Origin of the sequence: Pseudenterobacter timonensis (genome assembly GCF_900021175.1) — a bacterium.
Taxonomy (GTDB): Bacteria; Pseudomonadota; Gammaproteobacteria; order Enterobacterales; family Enterobacteriaceae; genus Enterobacter; species Enterobacter timonensis.
The window spans coordinates 69,020-87,611 of record NZ_FCOP01000010.1 but is presented as its reverse complement, the minus strand read 5'-3'; the positions used below and the strand labels follow the sequence as shown (position 1 = coordinate 87,611).

Sequence of the window (18,592 nt, the reverse complement as noted above, 5' to 3'; positions counted from 1 at the left end):
ATTATGCCGCTCATCTCTCTTGCCGCCGGGCTGGAGCATGCCCGTCAGCACCGCTATGCCCTCGGCGCCTTTAACGTGCTCGACTCCCATTTCCTGCGTGCCCTGTTTGCGGCGGCTCAACGGGAGCGCTCGCCGTTTATTATCAACATCGCCGAGGTGCACTTTAAATATCTCTCCCTCGACTCGCTGGTGGAGGCAGTGAAATTCGAAGCCGCCCGCCACGATATTCCGGTAGTGCTCAACCTTGATCATGGTCTCCATTTTGAAGCGGTGGTACGCGCGCTCAGGCTGGGCTTTAGCTCGGTGATGTTCGACGGCTCAACGCTCGATTATGAAGAGAATATTCGCCAGACGCGGGAAGTGGTGAAGATGTGTCACGCGGTCGGCGTCTCGGTCGAGGCGGAGCTGGGGGCGGTCGGCGGCGATGAAGGCGGCGCGCTCTACGGCCATGCGGACGAGGCCTTTTTCACCGACCCGGCCCTGGCGCGGGACTTTGTCGATCGCACCCATATCGACGCGCTGGCGGTGGCGATTGGCAATGCCCACGGCAAATATAAAGGCGAGCCCAGGCTCGATTTCGCCCGCCTCGACGCTATCCGCCAGCAGACCGGCCTGCCGCTGGTGCTGCATGGTGGTTCCGGCATTAGCGATGGTGATTTTCGTCGCGCCATCGAGCTTGGCATTCATAAAATCAACTTTTATACCGGTATGTCCCAGGCGGCGCTGGCGGCGGTCGAACAGCGGATGGCCAACCGCCAGCCCATTTATGATGAGTTTGCTGAACTGCTGCTCGGCATCGAAGAGGCGATTACCGATACCGTCATGGAGCAAATGCGCATTTTTGGCAGCCGGGGGCAAGCATAATGGAACGCAAAGGGATCATCGCCGCCGGAAATATGCTGGTGGATCATGTGCATCAGATTGCCCAGTGGCCGGAGCGCGGCTGGCTGGCGGAGATTATCCATAGCGAACGTTCCACCGGCGGCGCGCCGCTCAACGTCCTGCTAACGCTGGCAAAAATGCACACCGGTCTGCCGCTGCAGGCGGTGGGGCTTATCGGCGAGGACAGCGACGGTGACTATATTCTGGCGATGCTTGACCAGTATCACGTAAACCGCCAGCGGGTGCAGCGTACCGCTTCCGCCCCCACCTCTATGTCGCAGGTGATGACCGACGCGGACGGGCAGCGCACTTTTTTTCACGCTCCCGCCGCCAACCGACTGCTGGATCTGCCCGCTTTTGACCGTCTCGACGGCACGATGAAAATCTTCCATCTGGGCTACCTGCTGCTGCTGGACAGTCTCGACCAGCCGGACGAGAAGTTTGGCACCCGCAGCGCACGCCTGCTGGCGCAGATGCGCGAACAAGGGTATGAAACCTCCCTCGATCTGGTATCGCGTAAGGGCGATCCGCGCTACCGCCCGCTGGTCCTGCCTGCCCTGCGCTATCTCGATTATCTGGTAATTAACGAACTGGAGGCGGGCGAGTTTAGCGGGCTGGCGATGCGTGACGGCGACGCGCCGCATATTCCCCATATTCAGGCCGCCGCGTCGCAACTGCTGGCTGCGGGGGTGCATAAACGGGTGGTGATCCACTGCCCGGAGGGCGCCTGGGGAGAGGCGGCGGGCGAAACCGGCGGCTGGGTGGCGTCACAACCGCTGGCCCGGCAGGAGATTGTCGGCAGCGTCGGGGCGGGCGATGCCTTCTGCGCGGGCTTTTTGTACGCCAGCCATGAGCGGTGGCCGCTCGCCAAAAGCCTGCGTCTGGCGCATGCCTGCGCCCGGGCAAGCCTGCTGGCGGCTAATGCCATTGATGGCGCCAAAACGCTGGACGCGCTGCTGGCTGAGATGGCGGAATGATTTCCTTCGGCAGGTTTTAGCGGGTAGCCGCTACGCCGCCCTGTCCGCCTGCTGCACGTCGGCGGCAAAGACGTAGCCCAGCCCGCGGATCGTTTTAATCAGCCGCGGCTGGTGCGGGTTGGCTTCAATTTTTCGCCTCAGGCGCATGATTAACACGTCAATGGTGCGGTCGAACACCTCCGCGCTTTCGCTGTGGGTGAGCGTCAGCAGCTGCTCCCGGCTCAATACCCGCCGGGCGTTCTGCGCCAGCGCCAACAGCAGGCTATATTCGCCCTGGGTGAGGGGCACCACGTTGCGCTGGCTATCGCTCAGTTCGCAGCGAGCAATGTCCAGCGTCCAGCCGTTAAAAACGATCCCCGTCGCGCGCGGGGGCGGCTCGGCCATCAGCGCGCCGGTGCGCCGTAGCACCGCCTTCACCCGGGCCACCAGTACCCGCGGATTAAACGGCTTGCCGATATAGTCATCGGCCCCCATCTCCAGCCCCACCACCACGTCCGATTCGCCGCCCAGCCCGGTGAGCATCACCACAGGCAGCGCGGGCCGCATCTGCTGTAGCTGCTGTAATACCTGCAGACCGTTCATATCCGGCAGCACCATATCCAGTAAGACCAGCGCGATGGCGGGCTCGGTCTGCGCCAGCGTCAGCGCCTCCCGCCCGCTATGGCAGACGTGCACGGCAAAGACATGCTCATGAAGCACATCCTGGAGCAGCGCACAGACTGCCGGGTCATCATCCACTACCAGTATCGCCGGTTTCATCGCAGGGTTCCGTCAGGGGATTCACTCTAGTCTGGTCCATTCTGCAAACCCCTCCAGCAGAATCCATTCTGACGTGACGGAAATTCAACCAATGTCACATCCGCCGCCCCTTCGACACGTCAATTTTGACGATTGCCTGCTTTTCGTCAGCGTTTTGTCGAAAAAAAGGCCGTAAAGTCTGGGGATACCCACAATAAAAACATGGCATAAAAGCTGCATAATGGGCGCGAGTAAGTGTTTAACTGGAGCGAGACCGATGAAAAAAGTCGTCACGGTTTGCCCCTATTGCGCATCGGGTTGCAAAATCAACCTGGTGGTCGATAACGGCAAAATCGTCCGGGCGGAGGCTGCACAGGGTAAAACCAACCAGGGTACCCTGTGTCTGAAAGGCTACTATGGCTGGGATTTTATTAACGATACCCAGATCCTGACCCCCCGTCTGAAAACCCCGATGATCCGACGCGAGCGCGGCGGCAAGCTGGAGTCTGTCTCCTGGGACGAAGCGCTGGACTATGTCGCCAGCCGCCTCAGCGAGATTAAGGCCAAATATGGCCCGGACGCGATCCAGACCACCGGCTCCTCACGCGGAACGGGTAACGAAACAAACTATGTGATGCAAAAATTCGCGCGCGCCGTTATTGGTACCAATAACGTCGACTGCTGCGCTCGCGTCTGACACGGCCCTTCGGTTGCAGGTCTGCACCAGTCGGTCGGTAACGGCGCAATGAGTAATGCCATCAACGAGATCGATAATACCGATCTTGTGTTTATTTTCGGCTATAACCCGGCGGATTCTCACCCGATCGTGGCGAATCATGTGATTCGTGCAAAACAGAACGGGGCGAAAATCATCGTCTGCGATCCGCGTAAAATTGAAACCGCGCGCATCGCTGATATGCACATCGCACTGAAAAACGGCTCGAATATCGCGCTGTTGAACGCGATGGGGCATGTCATTATTGAAGAGAAGCTCTACGACCAGGCCTTTGTCGCCACCCGTACGGAAGGCTTTGACGAGTATTGTAAAATCGTCGAAGGCTACACGCCGGAATCGGTTGAAACCATTACCGGCGTCAGCGCCCAGGAGATCCGCCAGGCCGCGCGGATGTACGCCGGGGCGAAAACGGCATCCATCCTCTGGGGTATGGGCGTGACCCAGTTCTACCAGGGCGTGGAAACGGTCCGTTCGCTCACCAGCCTGGCGATGCTCACCGGCAACCTCGGCAAGGCGCACGTGGGCGTTAACCCGGTTCGCGGGCAGAACAACGTGCAGGGGGCGTGCGATATGGGCGCGCTGCCGGATACCTATCCGGGCTACCAGTATGTGAAGTTCCCGGAAAATCGCGAGAAGTTTGCGAAGGCGTGGGGCGTTGAGAGCCTGCCGGCACACACCGGCTATCGCATCAGCGAGCTGCCGCATCGCGCGGCGCACGGCGAAGTTCGCGCCGCCTACATCATGGGGGAAGATCCGCTGCAAACCGACGCCGAGCTGTCGGCGGTGCGTAAGGCGTTTGAGGATCTGGAGCTGGTGATCGTCCAGGATATCTTCATGACCAAAACCGCGTCGGCGGCGGACGTGATTCTGCCCTCCACCTCCTGGGGCGAGCATGAAGGGGTCTTTACTGCGGCGGACCGCGGCTTCCAGCGCTTCTTTAAAGCAGTGGAGCCGAAGTGGGATCTGAAAACGGACTGGCAGATTATCAGCGAAATCGCCACCCGCATGGGCTACCCGATGCACTACAACAACACCCAGGAGATCTGGGACGAGTTGCGTCATCTCTGCCCCGATTTCTACGGCGCCACTTACGAGAAGATGGGCGAGCTGGGCTATATCCAGTGGCCTTGCCGTGATGAATCAGATGCGGATCAGGGGACTTCGTATCTCTTCGCCGAGAAGTTCGATACCCCGAACGGGCTGGCGCAGTTCTTCACCTGCGACTGGGTAGCCCCTGTCGACAAGCTCACCGAGGAGTACCCGATGGTGCTCTCCACGGTGCGTGAAGTCGGTCACTACTCCTGCCGTTCGATGACCGGTAACTGTGCGGCGCTGGCCGCGCTGGCGGACGAACCGGGCTATGCGCAGATCAACACCGCCGATGCCGCGCGTCTTGGTATCGAGGATGAAGCGCTGGTGTGGGTCAACTCGCGTAAAGGGCGCATCATTACTCGTGCGCAGGTGAGCGATCGTCCGAACAAAGGGGCGGTCTATATGACCTACCAGTGGTGGATCGGCGCCTGTAACGAGCTGGTGACGGAGAACCTGAGCCCGATAACCAAAACGCCGGAGTACAAGTACTGCGCCGTGCGCGTGGAGCCGATCGCCGATCAGCGCGCCGCCGAACAGTATGTGATTGATGAGTACAATAAGCTGAAAGCGCGCCTGCGCGAAAGCGCGCTGGGGTAAGCGAGCACAGCGTCTGCAAAGGGGTGATCTTTTCACCCCTTTTTTTATTTATACTTCGCTGCATCTCCCTATGTGAAAATAACAAATGAAACCTCTCTACCTGTTACTGATGCTTTTTACCTCTCATGCCTTCGCCGAAGAGATTGGCAGCGCCTATACCGCCCGCGCCAAAGCGGGCGACAGCCGCGCCCAGTATTATCTGGCGGAAACTTACTATAGCTCCGGCAATGACGGACAGGCCGAAGTCTGGGCGGAGAAGGCCGCCCGCGGCGGCGATGTGGACGCCATGGCGCTACTTTCGCAGATTAAGTACAAGCATGCCGACTACGCCGGGGCAAAATCGCTGGCGCAGCAGGCGACTGTGGCGGGCAGCAAACAGGGCGCCGTGATGCTGGCGCGTCTGCTGGTGAATAGCGAGGCGGGAAAAACCGACTATCCCCAGGCCCTGGCGCTGCTGACAAGCGCCGCGGAAGAGACGGAGAACGACGCGGCGGTGGATGCGCAGCAGCTCCTGGGACTTATCTATGCCAGTGGCGTGGGGGTGGCGCAGGATGATGTCAAAGCGGCGTTCTGGTTTAAGCGCAGCTCGGCGCTTTCCCGGACCGGCTACGCAGAATACTGGGCGGGGATGCTGTTTCAGCAAGGGGAAAAAGGCTTTATCGTGCCCAATAAACAGAAGGCGATGTACTGGCTTAATCTCAGCTGTACGGAGGGGTTTGATACCGGCTGTGAAGAGTTTGATGCCCTGAGCGGGGAATAAAACGCCGGGTGGCGGCTTCGCCTTACCCGGCCTACGTTTTCTGGCTTATCCATCCTGTAGGCCTGATAAGCGAAGCGCCATCAGGCGAAGAGTGTGTAAGAGCCGGGTGGCGTTTTCGGCTTATCCATCCCGTAGGCCTGATAAGCGAAGCGCCATCAGGCGAAGAGTGTGCAAGAGCCGGGTGGCGTTTTCGGCTTATCCATCCCGTAGGCCTGATAAGCGAAGCGCCATCAGGCGAAGAGTCTACAAAGCCGGGTGGCGTTTTCGGCTTATTCATCCTGTAGGCCTGATAAGCGAAGCGCCATCAGGCGAAGAGTGTACAAAGCCGGGTGGCGTTTTCGACTTATCCATACTGTAGGCCTGATAAGCGAAGCGCCATCAGGCGAAGGGTGCATAAGAGCCGGGTGGTCACTTCGCCTTACCCGGCTTTCTACATTACTGGCCAGCCCTCTTGTCGAAACGTCCCAGCACGTCACGCTCATAGGCGAGCGCTTTTTTGCGGTCGAACTTGTGCTCCCACTTGGCGATAACCAGCACCGCCAGCGCGTTCCCCACCACGTTCAGGGCGGTACGCGCCATATCCAGGATACGGTCCACCCCGGCGATAAAGGCCAGCCCTTCCAGCGGAATGCCGACGCTACCGAGGGTAGCCAGCAGCACCACGAAGGAGACGCCCGGCACGCCCGCAATCCCTTTCGAGGTCACCATCAGGGTCAACACCAGCACAATTTCCTGCCACAGCGAGAGGTCAATGCCGTAAAGCTGGGCAATAAAGATCGCCGCGATGCTCTGGTAAAGCGTCGAGCCATCGAGGTTAAAGGAGTAGCCGGTCGGCACCACGAAGCTGGTGATCGAGGCCGGCGCGCCGTAGGCTTCCATCTTCTCGATGATGCGCGGCAGCACGCTTTCGGAGCTGGCGGTGGAGTAAGCCAGAATCAGTTCATCCTTCAGGATGCGGATCAAAATCCAGATGCTCAGTCCGCAGATACGCGCCACGATGCCCAGTACCACCAGCGCGAAGAAGAGGATGGCGAAATGGACCAGGATCACCAGCTTCGCCAGCGGCCACAGGGAGGCGAAGCCAAAGTTCGCCACGGTGACGGAGATGAGCGCAAAGACCCCCACCGGCGCATAGCGCATCACCATATGGGTCACTTTAAACATCGTTTCCGAGATGGAGCGGAAGACGGTAACCAGCGGCTCACGGTGACTGGAGGGCAGCGAGGCCAGACCCAGCCCAAACAGCACCGAGAAGAAGATGATAGGCAGCATGTCGCCCTTCGCCATCGACGCCACGATATTGGTCGGCACCAGCGACAGAATCGTCCCCATCAGGCCGTGCGCATGGCTCTGCACCTCCGCCGTGGTGCTCTGGTATTTTGAAATATCGACCGTCGCCAGCTGCGACATGTCGATCCCGGCGCCCGGCTGAAAGACGTTCGCCAGCGTAATGCCCACGACAATCGCGATGGTGGTAATCACTTCAAAATAGAGGATCGTTTTCGCGCCAATGCGGCCAAGCTGCTTCGCGTCGCCCACCCCGGCAATCCCCACCACCAGGGTCGAGATAACAATCGGCACCACAATCATTTTGATCAGGTGAATAAAAATATCGCCCGCCGGGGAGAGCAGATTAGCGATCAGCCAGTCCCGGCTCTCACTGTGGTAATGAAGATAGCTGCCCAGCAGGATACCCAGCACAAGGGCCAGCAAAATTTGCCAGGCCAGGCTGACTTTCAAATTTTTCATAAAAACAGACTTCCTCAATGAAGCGCCCGCTTCCGCAAAAGTGCATGAATATGGACACATACTGAAAGGGTATGAATTGTGTTGCGTTGGCTTATGGGGTTTTTTAACGCGCGTAATCAGTACCACTTGCGCGGCATGCTGTGCAAGCCTTTCAGTTCAGGGCTTTTCACTGAAAATTAGGCTCTGGATAAGAATTTGTTTCAATCATCATTAATAACTCTTTGTTATGAAAAAACTTTTTTGCCGATAATTATAAATAATTATTCGTGGTTATTATTTAGCTTCAAAGATTCATTTGCTGAATTTTCACACAGTGCAGGGAATGCGTGATCTGTCGCCCAAATAATAAACAAAGCTCTCCATACCCCTACAATTAACGTTTTTGCGACATATTATTAACATCCTGCAAGGAGAAAAAAAGCCATGAGCCAAATACACAAACACGCCATTCCCGCAACTATTGCGGACCGTTGCCTGATCAACCCGGAGCAGTATGACGAAAAATACCAGCAATCCGTCTCCGACCCTGACGCCTTCTGGGGCGAGCAGGGCAAAATTCTTGACTGGATCAAACCTTATAATAAGGTAAAGAACACCTCTTTTGCCCCGGGCAATGTTTCTATCAAATGGTATGAAGATGGCACGCTGAATCTGGCGGCCAACTGTCTGGATCGTCACCTTGCCGAACGCGGCGACGAAACGGCTATTATCTGGGAAGGCGACGACGCTTCTCAGAGCAAACACATCTCCTATAAAGCGCTGCACCGCGACGTCTGCCGTTTTGCCAACGTCCTGCTGGAGCAGGGGATCCAGAAAGGCGACGTGGTCGCTATCTATATGCCCATGGTACCGGAAGCGGCGGTGGCAATGCTCGCCTGCGCGCGCATCGGCGCGGTTCACTCGGTGATTTTTGGCGGCTTCTCCCCCGAAGCGGTTGCCGGGCGTATTATCGATTCCAGTTCGAAGCTGGTGATCACCGCTGACGAAGGGGTGCGCGCCGGGCGCCATATTCCCCTGAAGAAAAATGTCGACGACGCGCTGAAAAACCCGAACGTGAAGAGCGTGAACAGCGTGATCGTGTTTAAGCGCACCGGTGGCAACATCGAGTGGCAGGAAGGGCGCGACCTGTGGTGGAACGATCTGATTGAGAAGGCCAGCGACCAGCACCAGCCGGTAGAGGTCAACGCCGAAGATCCGCTCTTTATCCTTTATACATCCGGCTCCACCGGCAAACCCAAAGGGGTGCTGCACACCACCGGCGGCTATCTGGTGTACGCGGCCACCACCTTTAAATATGTCTTTGATTATCACCCGGGCGACATCTACTGGTGCACCGCCGATGTGGGCTGGGTCACCGGTCACAGCTATCTGCTTTATGGTCCGCTCGCCTGCGGTGCCACCACGCTGATGTTTGAAGGGGTGCCGAACTGGCCGACCCCTGCGCGTATGTGCCAGGTGGTGGATAAACACCAGGTCAATATTCTCTACACCGCCCCGACGGCGATCCGCGCGCTGATGGCGGAAGGCGATAAGGCGACGGAGGGGACCGACCGCTCCTCCCTGCGTATTCTTGGCTCCGTGGGCGAGCCAATCAACCCGGAAGCCTGGGAGTGGTACTGGAAGAAGATCGGCAACGAGAAGTGCCCGGTGATGGATACCTGGTGGCAGACCGAAACCGGCGGCTTCATGATCACCCCTCTGCCGGGCGCCACGGAGCTGAAAGCCGGTTCCGCCACCCGTCCGTTCTTCGGCGTACAGCCGGCGCTGGTGGACAACGAAGGCAACCCGCAGGAAGGGGCCACCGAAGGCAACCTGGTGATTGTCGACTCCTGGCCGGGCCAGGCGCGGACGCTGTTTGGCGATCACGAGCGCTTTGAGCAGACCTACTTCTCCACCTTTAAAAATATGTACTTCAGCGGCGACGGCGCACGCCGTGACGAAGATGGCTATTACTGGATCACCGGTCGCGTGGATGATGTGCTGAACGTCTCGGGCCACCGTCTGGGCACCGCGGAGATTGAGTCGGCGCTGGTGGCGCATCCGAAGGTCGCTGAAGCGGCGGTGGTCGGTATTCCGCACAACATTAAAGGCCAGGCGATTTACGCCTACGTGACGCTGAACCACGGCGAGGAGCCGTCGGCGGAGCTCTACACCGAGGTGCGTAACTGGGTGCGTAAAGAGATTGGTCCGCTGGCCACGCCGGACGTGCTGCACTGGACCGACTCGCTGCCGAAAACCCGCTCCGGCAAGATCATGCGCCGTATTTTGCGCAAGATTGCGGCGGGCGACACCAGTAACCTCGGCGATACCTCTACGCTCGCCGATCCTGGCGTGGTGGAAAAACTGCTCGAAGAGAAGCAGGCCATCGCAATGCCATCGTAATTTTTCCCCCTCTCCCCTCACCCTAACCCTCTCCCCAAAGGGGAGAGGGGACTAAAAACAAACCACCCTTACTTCTGGAGATTTCTGTGATGAATAACGATATTTGTCAGCAGATAGAGAATAGTGCGCACTACAGGGAGCTCGTCGATAAACGGCAACGGTTTGCCTTTATTCTTTCCATCATCATGCTGATTATCTACGTCGGCTTTATTCTGCTCATCGCCTTCGCGCCGGGCTGGCTCGGTACGCCGCTGCATGCGGGAACCAGCGTCACGCGCGGCATACCGATTGGCATCGGCGTGATTATCATCTCCTTCCTGCTGACCGGCGTTTACGTCTGGCGCGCTAACGGCGAGTTCGATCGCCTCAATAAGGCTGTGCTGCACGAGGTAAAAGCATCATGAAGAGAATCCTGACGGCGCTTGCCGCCACCCTTCCCTTTGCAGCCAACGCCGCTGACGCCATTACCGGCGCGGTGGAACGCCAGCCAACCAACTGGCAGGCGATTATTATGTTCGTGATTTTCGTGCTGTTGACGCTCTACATTACCTACTGGGCCTCAAAGCGCGTGCGTTCGCGTAACGACTATTACACGGCGGGCGGTAACATTACCGGCTTTCAGAACGGACTGGCGATAGCGGGGGACTTTATGTCCGCCGCGTCGTTCCTCGGCATTTCGGCGCTGGTCTATACCTCCGGCTACGATGGCCTGATCTACTCCCTCGGGTTCCTCGTCGGCTGGCCGATTATCCTCTTCCTCATCGCTGAACGGCTGCGTAACCTCGGGCGCTATACCTTTGCGGACGTCGCCTCCTATCGTCTGAAACAAGGGCCTATCCGCATGCTCTCCGCCTGCGGTTCGCTGGTGGTCGTGGCCCTGTATCTGATTGCGCAGATGGTGGGCGCGGGTAAACTTATCGAGCTGCTGTTCGGCCTGAACTATCACGTCGCGGTGGTGCTGGTGGGCGTGCTGATGGTGATGTATGTCCTCTTCGGTGGGATGCTTGCCACGACGTGGGTGCAGATTATCAAAGCGGTGCTGCTGCTGTTCGGCGCCAGCTTTATGGCCTTTATGGTGATGAAGCATGTCGGCTTTAGCTTCAATAACCTCTTTACCGAGGCGATGGCGGTTCACCCGAAAGGGGAAGCGATCATGAGCCCGGGCGGACTGGTGAAAGATCCCATCTCGGCGCTCTCGCTGGGGCTGGGCCTGATGTTCGGCACCGCGGGTCTGCCGCATATTCTGATGCGTTTCTTCACCGTGTCAGATGCCCGAGAAGCGCGTAAAAGCGTCTTTTACGCCACCGGTTTTATGGGTTACTTCTACATCCTGACCTTTATCATCGGCTTTGGCGCCATCATGCTGGTGGGGGCGAATCCGGCGTTTAAAGATGCGGCGGGCGCGCTTATCGGCGGTAACAACATGGCGGCGGTCCATCTGGCCGACGCGGTAGGCGGCAGCCTGTTCCTCGGCTTTATCTCAGCCGTCGCTTTCGCCACCATTCTGGCGGTGGTGGCCGGGTTAACGCTGGCGGGGGCATCCGCGGTCTCGCACGATCTTTACGCCAACGTCTTTCGCAAAGGGGCGAGCGAGCGCGATGAGCTGAAGGTATCGAAAATCACCGTGCTGGTGCTGGGGGTGGTGGCGATCCTGCTTGGCATTCTGTTTGAGAACCAGAATATCGCCTTTATGGTGGGGCTGGCCTTCTCCATTGCCGCCAGCTGTAACTTCCCGATCATCCTGCTCTCCATGTACTGGTCGAAGCTGACCACCCGCGGAGCAATGATTGGCGGCTGGCTGGGGCTGCTGACTGCGGTGGTGCTGATGATCCTCGGCCCTACCATCTGGGTGCAGATCCTCGGCCACGAAACGGCTATTTTCCCGTATGAATACCCGGCGCTGTTCTCCATTGCCGTGGCGTTTATCGGCATCTGGTTCTTCTCGGCAACCGACAACTCACCGGAGGGGAATCTGGAGCGTGAGAAATTCCGCGCCCAGTTTATCCGCTCGCAGACCGGTCTGGGCGTCGAGCAGGGCCGCGCACATTGATCCTCCCCTCCCCGGCCGTCTGGCCGGGGAGTATCAAAACATCACCCACGCCACCAGGGGTGCGATCAGCACCATTACCACGCCGGAGAGCATCATCACCAGGCTGGCGACAACCCCTTCCTGCTGACCGAGTTCATAAGAGCGCGCCGTGCCCGCCCCGTGCGATGCCGCGCCAAAGCCCGCCCCTTTCGCCATCCCTTCGCGAATGGAAAGGCGCAGAAAAAGTATATCGCCCACCGCCATACCAAATACGCCGGTCACCACCACAAACAGCGCCACCAGATCCGGCTGGCCGCCCAGCGGTTTGGCCGCCGCCAGCGCGAACGGCGTGGTGACCGAGCGCACCGCCAGGCTACGCTGGATGGTCTCCGGCAGGGTAAAGAGTCGCGCCAGCCAGACGGAACTGGTGACAGCCACTACCGTGGCGGTGATCACCCCTGCGCTCAGCGACATCCAGTGGCGTTTAATTACGGCAAGATTGTCATAGACCGGCACGGCAAAAGCGATGGTCGCCGGCCCCAGCAGCCAGAGCAGCCAGTGCGATTCGCCAATGTAGTTCTGCCAGGAGATATGGCAGAACACCAGCATCAGCACCAGCAGAATCGGGGTGAAAACCAGCGGCATCAGGGGCAGCGTGCGGAAGCGGCGGTAGAGACGCTTGTTAGCAAAATAGATAACCAGCGTGGCGACAAGACAGAGCACGCTTATCTGGAAGTTAGACATGCTTCTGCCCGCGGGTTTCATAGCGATAGACTTTATCCACCACCCAGGCGGTGGCGCCCAACACCATCAGCGTGCTCAGGGCGATAACCGCGAAGATGCGCCAGCCGTCCACCATCAACAGGTGTACATAGTTCACCACCGCCACCACCGCCGGGACAAAAAAGAGCAACATTTCCGCCAGCAGCCAGCGCGCCCCTTCCCTTACCCAGCGCAGCGGCACGATGCGACAGAGGATCAGCGCCAGCATCAGCACCATGCCCACCAGGTTGGCGGGCAGCGGCAGGTGCAGCCAGCCGACAAGGTATTCAGCGAAAATAAACAGTCCCGCATAGAGCAGCACCTGAACGGGAACCTGGAGTCGTTGCACAACGGCAGGCGTAACGCGACTTAACGCCACGGCCATGGATAATTTCCTCAGAAATGAGACGAGGCGCCAGTATAGAGAGCGCACGTAACGGACTGAAATGAATTAAAATCATCGAAGGTATAGTCGCGAGGAATAGTCATGGATATCAGAACGCTGCGTTATTTTGTCGAGGTGGTGCGCCAGCAGAGCTTTACGCGCGCAGCGGAGAAGTTATTCGTTACCCAGCCGACCATCAGCAAGATGCTGAAAAACCTCGAGGATGAACTGAACTGTACCCTGCTTATCCGCGACGGGCGTAAGCTGCTGCTGACCGATACGGGCCGGGTAGTGTTTGAACGCGGGCTGGCGATTCTGGCGGAGTTTCGCCAGTTGGAAGCGGAGCTTGGCGATATTCACCATCTCAACAAGGGGCTGCTGCGCCTCGGTATTCCGCCGATGGTGGGCATGATGATGGCCGGGCCGATCGGCCTGTTTCGCCAGCGCTACCCCGGCGTGGAGCTGAAGATTGCTGAGTTTGGCGGCCTTACCGTACAGCAGGCGGTGATCAACGGGGAACTGGATCTGGCGATGACCGCCCTGCCCGTAGAGGAGGAGAGCGGCCTGACGACGCTCCCCCTCTTCAGCCATCCGCTGTGCGTGCTGGCGCCACGCTCCGGCGACTGGCTCACCCTCGACACCGTCAAACCTGAACGGCTGGCCGAACATCCGCTGCTGATCTATAACGAAGATTTCGCCCTGAGCCGCCAGCTGATGCGGCTTTTTAACGACCACAACGTGAAGCCGCGCATCGCGGTGCGCAGCGGCCAGTGGGATTTTCTGGCAGCGATGGTGGAAGCGGGGGTGGGGATCGCTATCCTGCCGCAGCCCATCTGCGAGCGGCTGGACAAAAACACGCTGCGCTGGCTCCCGCTTGAGAGCGATCTGCACTGGCAGCTGGGGATGATTTGGCGGGACGGGGTTTATCTCTCCCATAGCGCGCAAGCGTGGCTGAAATGTTGCGAGGGGTTTTGGGTTCCCCCTCTCCCCTCACCCTAACCCTCTCCCCATAGGGGAGAGGGAACCGATCGGGCCGCGCGCTGGTTTTCTCCCCAAACCGATCGAGCCCCTCACCCTAACCCTCTCCCCACAGAGGAGAGGGAACCGATCGAGCTTCACCCTGGCCTGCTCCACTCTGGAGAGGGAGCCGATCTAGCCCCTCTCCCCAAAGGGGAGAGGGGTTGGGGTGAGGGGAAAAGTACGCTACGGATTCTCTATTAATAACGCTTCCAGCAGATCCAGGTCATGCAGTAGCTTTTGCAGCGTCTCATTGCTGATCTGCCGGGTGGCGCGCAGGTGGTAGAGCTCCGCACGCTCGGAACGCAGAGCGGCCAGGCGGAAACGGCGCTCCAGGTTCTCCTCCTGGAGGGAGCTCTCCACGTCGTTACGCCCGTCGGCGCGACGGCGCAGGTTACCGATGACGCGGGAACTCACCTCTTTCAGCAGCTGCGTATCAATATTCTCTTCCGTATCCGCCGCCAGGCGCTCCTCCATCTTCTCGATAGCGACAATCGCCACCTCCGCCGTCGCCGCGCGAGCGATGCGCTCTTCTTTAAACTGCTGGCTATGGTCACCCACATCAAGGTGTTGCAGCAGGATCGGCAGCATCACCACCCCGACAAAGAGGGAGAAGAGAATCACCCCCGCCGCCAGGAACACCAGCTCGTAGCGGGCCGGAAAGACGTCGCCGCTCGGTAACAGCAGCGGAATGGAGAGTACACCCGCCAGGGTAATCGCCCCGCGTACCCCCGCAAAGGAGGCGATCAGCAGCTCCCGCGTGGTCCAGGAGCCAAACTCCATCGGCTTTTTCGTCAGAAAGCGAACGCTGAACTTTTTCATCGTCCACAGCCAGCCGAAGCGCACCAGCATCAGCGCCACATAGATCAGCACGATGTCGGTAAAGAGCATCCAGACTTCAACGTTTGGATCGGCTTCTGCCGCGATCAGCGAAGATTCCATAATCCCCGGCAGTTGCAGGCCCAACAGCAGGAAGACCATGCCGTTAAAGACAAACTCCAGCATCGCCCAGGTGCTGTTGGCGCGCAGGCGCATCGCCAGCGGCGCCCGGCGCATGACGCCGGAGCGGGTAATGGTCATCCCCGCCGCCACCGCCGCCAGGATACCCGACACGCCGATATGCTCGGCAATCAGGTAAGAGGCAAACGGCAGCAGGAACAGCAGGACGATCTGAGTGGCGGGCTCGTCACCGCCCCAGCGGCTCAGGAAGCGGAGCGAGCGGCCATAGAGCCAGCTCACCACAAAACCGGCCAGCAGGCCGCCAATCGCCACTTTGAAAAATTCAACGGTCGCGCCGCCGATGGTAAAGACCATTGTGCCCATCGCCACGGCGACGGCAAATTTTAACGCCACCAGGCCGGAAGCGTCGTTCATCAGCGCTTCGCCCTGCAGAATGCCCATGATCTTTTTCGGGATGCGGCCTTCGCCAACAATCCCCGAGAGCGCCACGGCGTCGGTGGGAGAGAGGACGGCGGCCAGCGCAAAGGCGGGTATCAGCGGAATACCCGGCACCATCCAGTAAATCAGGAAGCCAATCCCGACGACGGTTACCACCACCAGCGCCAGCGCCAGACCGAAAATTTCGCGCCCATGCTCCAGAAATTCGCGGGTGGGAGTTTTCCAGCCGTCCGCGAAGAGCAGCGGCGGGATAAAGAGGACGAGGAACAGCTCCGGGTCAAATTCCACGTGCAGGCCAAAGGTTGGCCACGCCAGCAACGCGCCGATGGCGATCTGCATCAGCGGCAGCGGTATCTGGAAGGGGAGCACGCGTGTAACCACCCCGGAGAGTGAGACCAGAAGGGTCATGATGAGTATTGTGAAGAAGATTTCCATGCGATCCCTGTTTACGGTGTGTCTTGATCTTGTCTGCCAGAAGGCATCGTGCCTTCAGTCTATCTTCTTCAGAGTAACGCAAATGACAATGAGAGGGGGCTTAAAAAAGAAAATAGGCGGCCAGAGCCGCCCATTTAGCAGGAATGGTTAAATCAGATGGCCCAGCCGCCAGCGTAGAAAGCCACCAGCGCGATGGCGATGACCACGGTGCCGATATTCAGCTTACGCCACTCGCCGGAGGCCAGGCGGCCAATCACCAGCGACGCGAAGCCGATCATAATGCCGGTCACGATATTACAGGTCAGCACGATGAACACAGCGGTAATCAGCCCGGCCATGGCGTCCACGAAATCGTTGAAATCGATTTTCGCCACGTTACTCAGCATCAACAGCCCGACGTACATCAGCGCTGGCGCCGTCGCGTAGGCGGGGACCAAGTAGGAGAGCGGAGAGAGGAACAGGATCAGCAGGAACAGTACGCCTACGGTGATCGCCGTCAGGCCGGTTTTACCGCCCGCCGCCGTACCGGCCGCAGATTCGATATAGACCGCCGCTGGCGCCGCGCCCACCAGGCCGGAAAAGACGCTGCTTAAGGAGTCGGTGGTCAGCGCTTTGCCGCCGTCGATGATCTGGCCGTCTTTGTCCAGCAGGTTCGCCTGCCCTGCCACGGCGCGAATGGTGCCGGTGGCGTCGAAGACCGCGGTCATAACCAGCGCCAGCACGCTTGGCAGGACAACCGGATTGAGCGCGCCGACGATATCCAGGCTGCCAATCAGGGAGTTACCTTTGTCATCGCTCAGGGAAGGCATCGCGAAGATACCGGAGAAGTGCACGTTCGGATCGAAAATCAGGCCGACAATAGAGATACCAATAATGGTCAGCAGAATGCCGCCCGGCACCTTCAGTTTTTCCAGACCAATAATTACCGCCAGACCGATCAGCGACATGATCACCGGGAAGGTGTCGAAATCACCCAGCGCTACCGGCAGGCCATCCAGCGGATTTTTGATAACTAAGCCGACGCCGTTGGCGGCGATCAGCAGCAGAAAGAGGCCGATACCGATGCCGGTGCCGTGTGCAACGCCCTGCGGCAGATTGCGCAAAATCCAGCTGCGGATACCGGTGGCGGAGATAACAGTGAAAAGCACACCCATCAGGAAGACCGCGCCCAGCGCGACCGGCACGCTGATATGCTGGCCCAGCACCAGGCTAAAGGCGGTAAAGGCGGTGAGCGAGATGGCGCAACCGATCGCCAGCGGCAGGTTCGCCCACAGACCCATTACGATAGAGCCGAAACCGGCGACCAGGCAGGTGGCGACAAAGACGGCGGCAGGCGGGAAGCCCGCTTTACCCAGCATGCCCGGCACCACAATGACGGAATAGACCATCGCCAGGAAGGTAGTCAACCCGGCCAGAATCTCCTGACGGACGGTGCTGCCGCGGGCAGAAATTTTAAACATGGCGTCAAGTGTACCGCCAGTACGCGCAGATGGCGTAGACATAGAAAACATCCCCTGAGAGTTTTTATTGAAAGCTGGTAAACGTGGTGAAGTCTCCACTGCTGGCTAAACGTCAATTCCCTACAGCATTTGCGACGAAAGGGGCGTCACAACAAAAGCAAACGTTTAGCTCCACGGTTACGCAACGGGTGGTCAAATTAAGGCAAACGATTATCTAGCCTAAACCACGCCCTTTTCAACTGAACTTTACGGTTTAGGGATAAATTCTGCTTATCTCGCTGAAGAAGTAACCAGAGGGTGCGCAAACGTTACCGCGGATGCGCAATTTGGCAACAAAATTACTCTCCCGGCAGGGTGAAGGGGCCGCCCTTTTGAATCGCCCGTTGCCAGGCCGGACGCATCTCTACCTTCTTCTTCCACGCCTGGGTATGGGGAAGATTATCGATACCGCCGCGCGCCAGCAGGGCAAAAACCGGAAAGCTCATCTGAATATCGGCCATGCTGAGATGTTCCCCGGCAAACCAGCTGTGGCTCGCCAGGTGGGATTCGATATAGCGGGCGTGGGTTTCAAGCTGCGGGTTGAGCCAGCCCTTCTCCACCCCTTTGCCCAGCGCCTTACCGAGCGTGCGCAAACCAAACGGTACCGGCGGCTTGCCGAGGCTTGAGAACACCAGCTTCATTAATAGCGGCGGCATCAGCGACCCTTCGGCATAGTGCAGCCAGAAGCGGTACTGCACTTTCTGCGTCGGCTCCTGCGGTTTAAGCAGGCCGTTGGGATCGTAAGTCTCCTGCAGATACTCCAGGATTGCGCCCGACTCGGCGAGCACCAGACCGTTGTCCTCCACCACCGGCGATTTCCCCAGCGGGTGGACTTTTTTCAGCGCTTTGGGAGCCAGCATAGATTTTTCACGCTGGTAGCGGACAATCTCATAGGGCAGGGATAACTCTTCCAGCGCCCAGATCACCCGCTGGGAGCGGGACTGGTTAAGATGGTGGACGGTTAACATGGCGTTCTCCTGTAGTGCGCACCTGTTAACTATAGAAAATTGCACAACATGGCGAAAAAATTTCGCCTGGTTTTTCGCCTTTTCCGCTGGCAACGGCCAGAGGCTGACATAGAATTAAAGTGTCAGCACAAACCGGAACCTCCTGCAACGTTCGACCTGAGGGGTGCTGATGTCGGGGGAAACCCT

Annotated in this window: 15 protein-coding genes; 8 read left to right on the top strand and 7 right to left on the bottom strand. The window is 58.7% G+C overall.

Annotated features, from left to right (window positions below; all coding sequences use genetic code 11):
* The first annotated feature begins 3 nt into the window (after positions 1-3).
* On the top strand, positions 4-864 hold the full coding sequence (locus BN3796_RS02735; RefSeq protein WP_061706899.1) for a ketose 1,6-bisphosphate aldolase: 861 nt from the start codon (positions 4-6) through the stop codon (positions 862-864).
* Positions 864-1,859 (top strand): carbohydrate kinase family protein, encoded by a 996-nt coding sequence (locus tag BN3796_RS02730; protein ID WP_061706898.1) that lies wholly within the window; start codon positions 864-866, stop codon positions 1,857-1,859. The genes BN3796_RS02735 and BN3796_RS02730 overlap by 1 nt, the downstream gene beginning before the upstream one ends.
* A 30-nt stretch (positions 1,860-1,889) precedes the next feature.
* Here the strand turns inward: BN3796_RS02730 and BN3796_RS02725 are convergent, their stop codons facing one another.
* Positions 1,890-2,618 carry a response regulator gene (locus BN3796_RS02725; RefSeq protein ID WP_061706897.1) on the bottom strand — a complete coding sequence of 243 codons (729 nt, stop codon included), beginning with the start codon at positions 2,616-2,618 and terminating at the stop codon, positions 1,890-1,892.
* A 256-nt stretch (positions 2,619-2,874) separates the two neighbouring features.
* On the opposite strand from BN3796_RS02725, the gene fdhF reads away from it, so the two are divergent.
* Both fdhF and BN3796_RS02710 read left to right on the top strand, forming a co-directional pair.
* Positions 2,875-5,022, top strand: a complete 2,148-nt coding sequence (gene fdhF, locus BN3796_RS02715; protein ID WP_081430631.1) for a formate dehydrogenase subunit alpha — start codon at positions 2,875-2,877, stop codon at positions 5,020-5,022.
* Between the two features lie 85 nt (positions 5,023-5,107).
* A complete protein-coding gene (locus BN3796_RS02710; protein ID WP_061706894.1) occupies positions 5,108-5,782 on the top strand; it encodes a tetratricopeptide repeat protein in 675 nt (224 codons plus the stop codon).
* 435 nt (positions 5,783-6,217) lie between these two features.
* On the opposite strand, the gene gltP is transcribed toward BN3796_RS02710, so the two are convergent.
* Positions 6,218-7,531, bottom strand: a complete 1,314-nt coding sequence (gene gltP, locus BN3796_RS02705) for a glutamate/aspartate:proton symporter GltP (protein ID WP_061706893.1) — start codon at positions 7,529-7,531, stop codon at positions 6,218-6,220.
* Between the two features lie 423 nt (positions 7,532-7,954).
* Here gltP and acs point away from each other — a divergent pair, with 423 nt between their 5' ends.
* From acs to actP, 3 genes are all read left to right on the top strand, one after another.
* Positions 7,955-9,913 carry an acetate--CoA ligase gene (gene acs / locus BN3796_RS02700; protein WP_061706892.1) on the top strand — a complete coding sequence of 653 codons (1,959 nt, stop codon included), beginning with the start codon at positions 7,955-7,957 and terminating at the stop codon, positions 9,911-9,913.
* 89 nt (positions 9,914-10,002) lie between these two features.
* Positions 10,003-10,317, top strand: a complete 315-nt coding sequence (locus BN3796_RS02695) for a DUF485 domain-containing protein (RefSeq protein WP_061706891.1) — start codon at positions 10,003-10,005, stop codon at positions 10,315-10,317.
* On the top strand, positions 10,314-11,963 hold the full coding sequence (gene actP, locus BN3796_RS02690) for a cation/acetate symporter ActP (RefSeq protein ID WP_061706890.1): 1,650 nt from the start codon (positions 10,314-10,316) through the stop codon (positions 11,961-11,963). The genes BN3796_RS02695 and actP overlap by 4 nt, the downstream gene beginning before the upstream one ends.
* Before the next feature lie 33 nt (positions 11,964-11,996).
* Here actP and BN3796_RS02685 read toward each other — a convergent pair whose 3' ends face one another.
* Positions 11,997-12,686: an LrgB family protein gene (locus tag BN3796_RS02685; protein ID WP_061706889.1), complete on the bottom strand. Its 690-nt coding sequence runs from the start codon at positions 12,684-12,686 to the stop codon at positions 11,997-11,999.
* On the bottom strand, positions 12,679-13,089 hold the full coding sequence (locus BN3796_RS02680) for a CidA/LrgA family protein (protein ID WP_061706888.1): 411 nt from the start codon (positions 13,087-13,089) through the stop codon (positions 12,679-12,681). Before BN3796_RS02680 ends, BN3796_RS02685 begins: the two co-directional genes overlap by 8 nt.
* A gap of 102 nt (positions 13,090-13,191) precedes the next feature.
* Between BN3796_RS02680 and BN3796_RS02675 the strand changes: the two genes are divergently transcribed.
* On the top strand, positions 13,192-14,088 hold the full coding sequence (locus BN3796_RS02675; RefSeq protein WP_061706887.1) for a LysR family transcriptional regulator: 897 nt from the start codon (positions 13,192-13,194) through the stop codon (positions 14,086-14,088).
* Between the two features lie 204 nt (positions 14,089-14,292).
* On the opposite strand, the gene BN3796_RS02670 is transcribed toward BN3796_RS02675, so the two are convergent.
* The 3 genes from BN3796_RS02670 to BN3796_RS02660 all read right to left on the bottom strand — a co-directional run bounded on the left by BN3796_RS02670 (position 14,293) and on the right by BN3796_RS02660 (position 18,406).
* Complete coding sequence (locus tag BN3796_RS02670) at positions 14,293-15,939, bottom strand: Na+/H+ antiporter (RefSeq protein WP_061706886.1); 1,647 nt, start codon at positions 15,937-15,939, stop codon at positions 14,293-14,295.
* Positions 15,940-16,091: 152 nt separating this feature from the next.
* Positions 16,092-17,441: a guanine/hypoxanthine transporter GhxP gene (gene ghxP, locus BN3796_RS02665; RefSeq protein ID WP_061706885.1), complete on the bottom strand. Its 1,350-nt coding sequence runs from the start codon at positions 17,439-17,441 to the stop codon at positions 16,092-16,094.
* A gap of 296 nt (positions 17,442-17,737) precedes the next feature.
* Positions 17,738-18,406 carry a glutathione S-transferase family protein gene (locus BN3796_RS02660; RefSeq protein ID WP_061706884.1) on the bottom strand — a complete coding sequence of 223 codons (669 nt, stop codon included), beginning with the start codon at positions 18,404-18,406 and terminating at the stop codon, positions 17,738-17,740.
* Positions 18,407-18,592: the final 186 nt, after the last annotated feature.

Excerpts from the sequence above, each read along its gene's own strand:
- BN3796_RS02730 (WP_061706898.1), top strand. The coding sequence starts at position 864 with ATGGAACGCAAAGGGATCATCGCCGCCGGAAATATGCTGGTGGATCAT.
- BN3796_RS02675 (WP_061706887.1), top strand. The coding sequence starts at position 13,192 with ATGGATATCAGAACGCTGCGTTATTTTGTCGAGGTGGTGCGCCAGCAG.
- BN3796_RS02680 (WP_061706888.1), bottom strand. The coding sequence starts at position 13,089 with ATGGCCGTGGCGTTAAGTCGCGTTACGCCTGCCGTTGTGCAACGACTC.
- acs (WP_061706892.1), top strand. The coding sequence starts at position 7,955 with ATGAGCCAAATACACAAACACGCCATTCCCGCAACTATTGCGGACCGT.
- BN3796_RS02685 (WP_061706889.1), bottom strand. The coding sequence starts at position 12,686 with ATGTCTAACTTCCAGATAAGCGTGCTCTGTCTTGTCGCCACGCTGGTT.
- BN3796_RS02735 (WP_061706899.1), top strand. The coding sequence starts at position 4 with ATGCCGCTCATCTCTCTTGCCGCCGGGCTGGAGCATGCCCGTCAGCAC.
- BN3796_RS02725 (WP_061706897.1), bottom strand. The coding sequence starts at position 2,618 with ATGAAACCGGCGATACTGGTAGTGGATGATGACCCGGCAGTCTGTGCG.
- BN3796_RS02660 (WP_061706884.1), bottom strand. The coding sequence starts at position 18,406 with ATGTTAACCGTCCACCATCTTAACCAGTCCCGCTCCCAGCGGGTGATC.
- BN3796_RS02710 (WP_061706894.1), top strand. The coding sequence starts at position 5,108 with ATGAAACCTCTCTACCTGTTACTGATGCTTTTTACCTCTCATGCCTTC.
- gltP (WP_061706893.1), bottom strand. The coding sequence starts at position 7,531 with ATGAAAAATTTGAAAGTCAGCCTGGCCTGGCAAATTTTGCTGGCCCTT.
- actP (WP_061706890.1), top strand. The coding sequence starts at position 10,314 with ATGAAGAGAATCCTGACGGCGCTTGCCGCCACCCTTCCCTTTGCAGCC.
- BN3796_RS02695 (WP_061706891.1), top strand. The coding sequence starts at position 10,003 with ATGAATAACGATATTTGTCAGCAGATAGAGAATAGTGCGCACTACAGG.
- BN3796_RS02670 (WP_061706886.1), bottom strand. The coding sequence starts at position 15,939 with ATGGAAATCTTCTTCACAATACTCATCATGACCCTTCTGGTCTCACTC.
- ghxP (WP_061706885.1), bottom strand. The coding sequence starts at position 17,441 with ATGTCTACGCCATCTGCGCGTACTGGCGGTACACTTGACGCCATGTTT.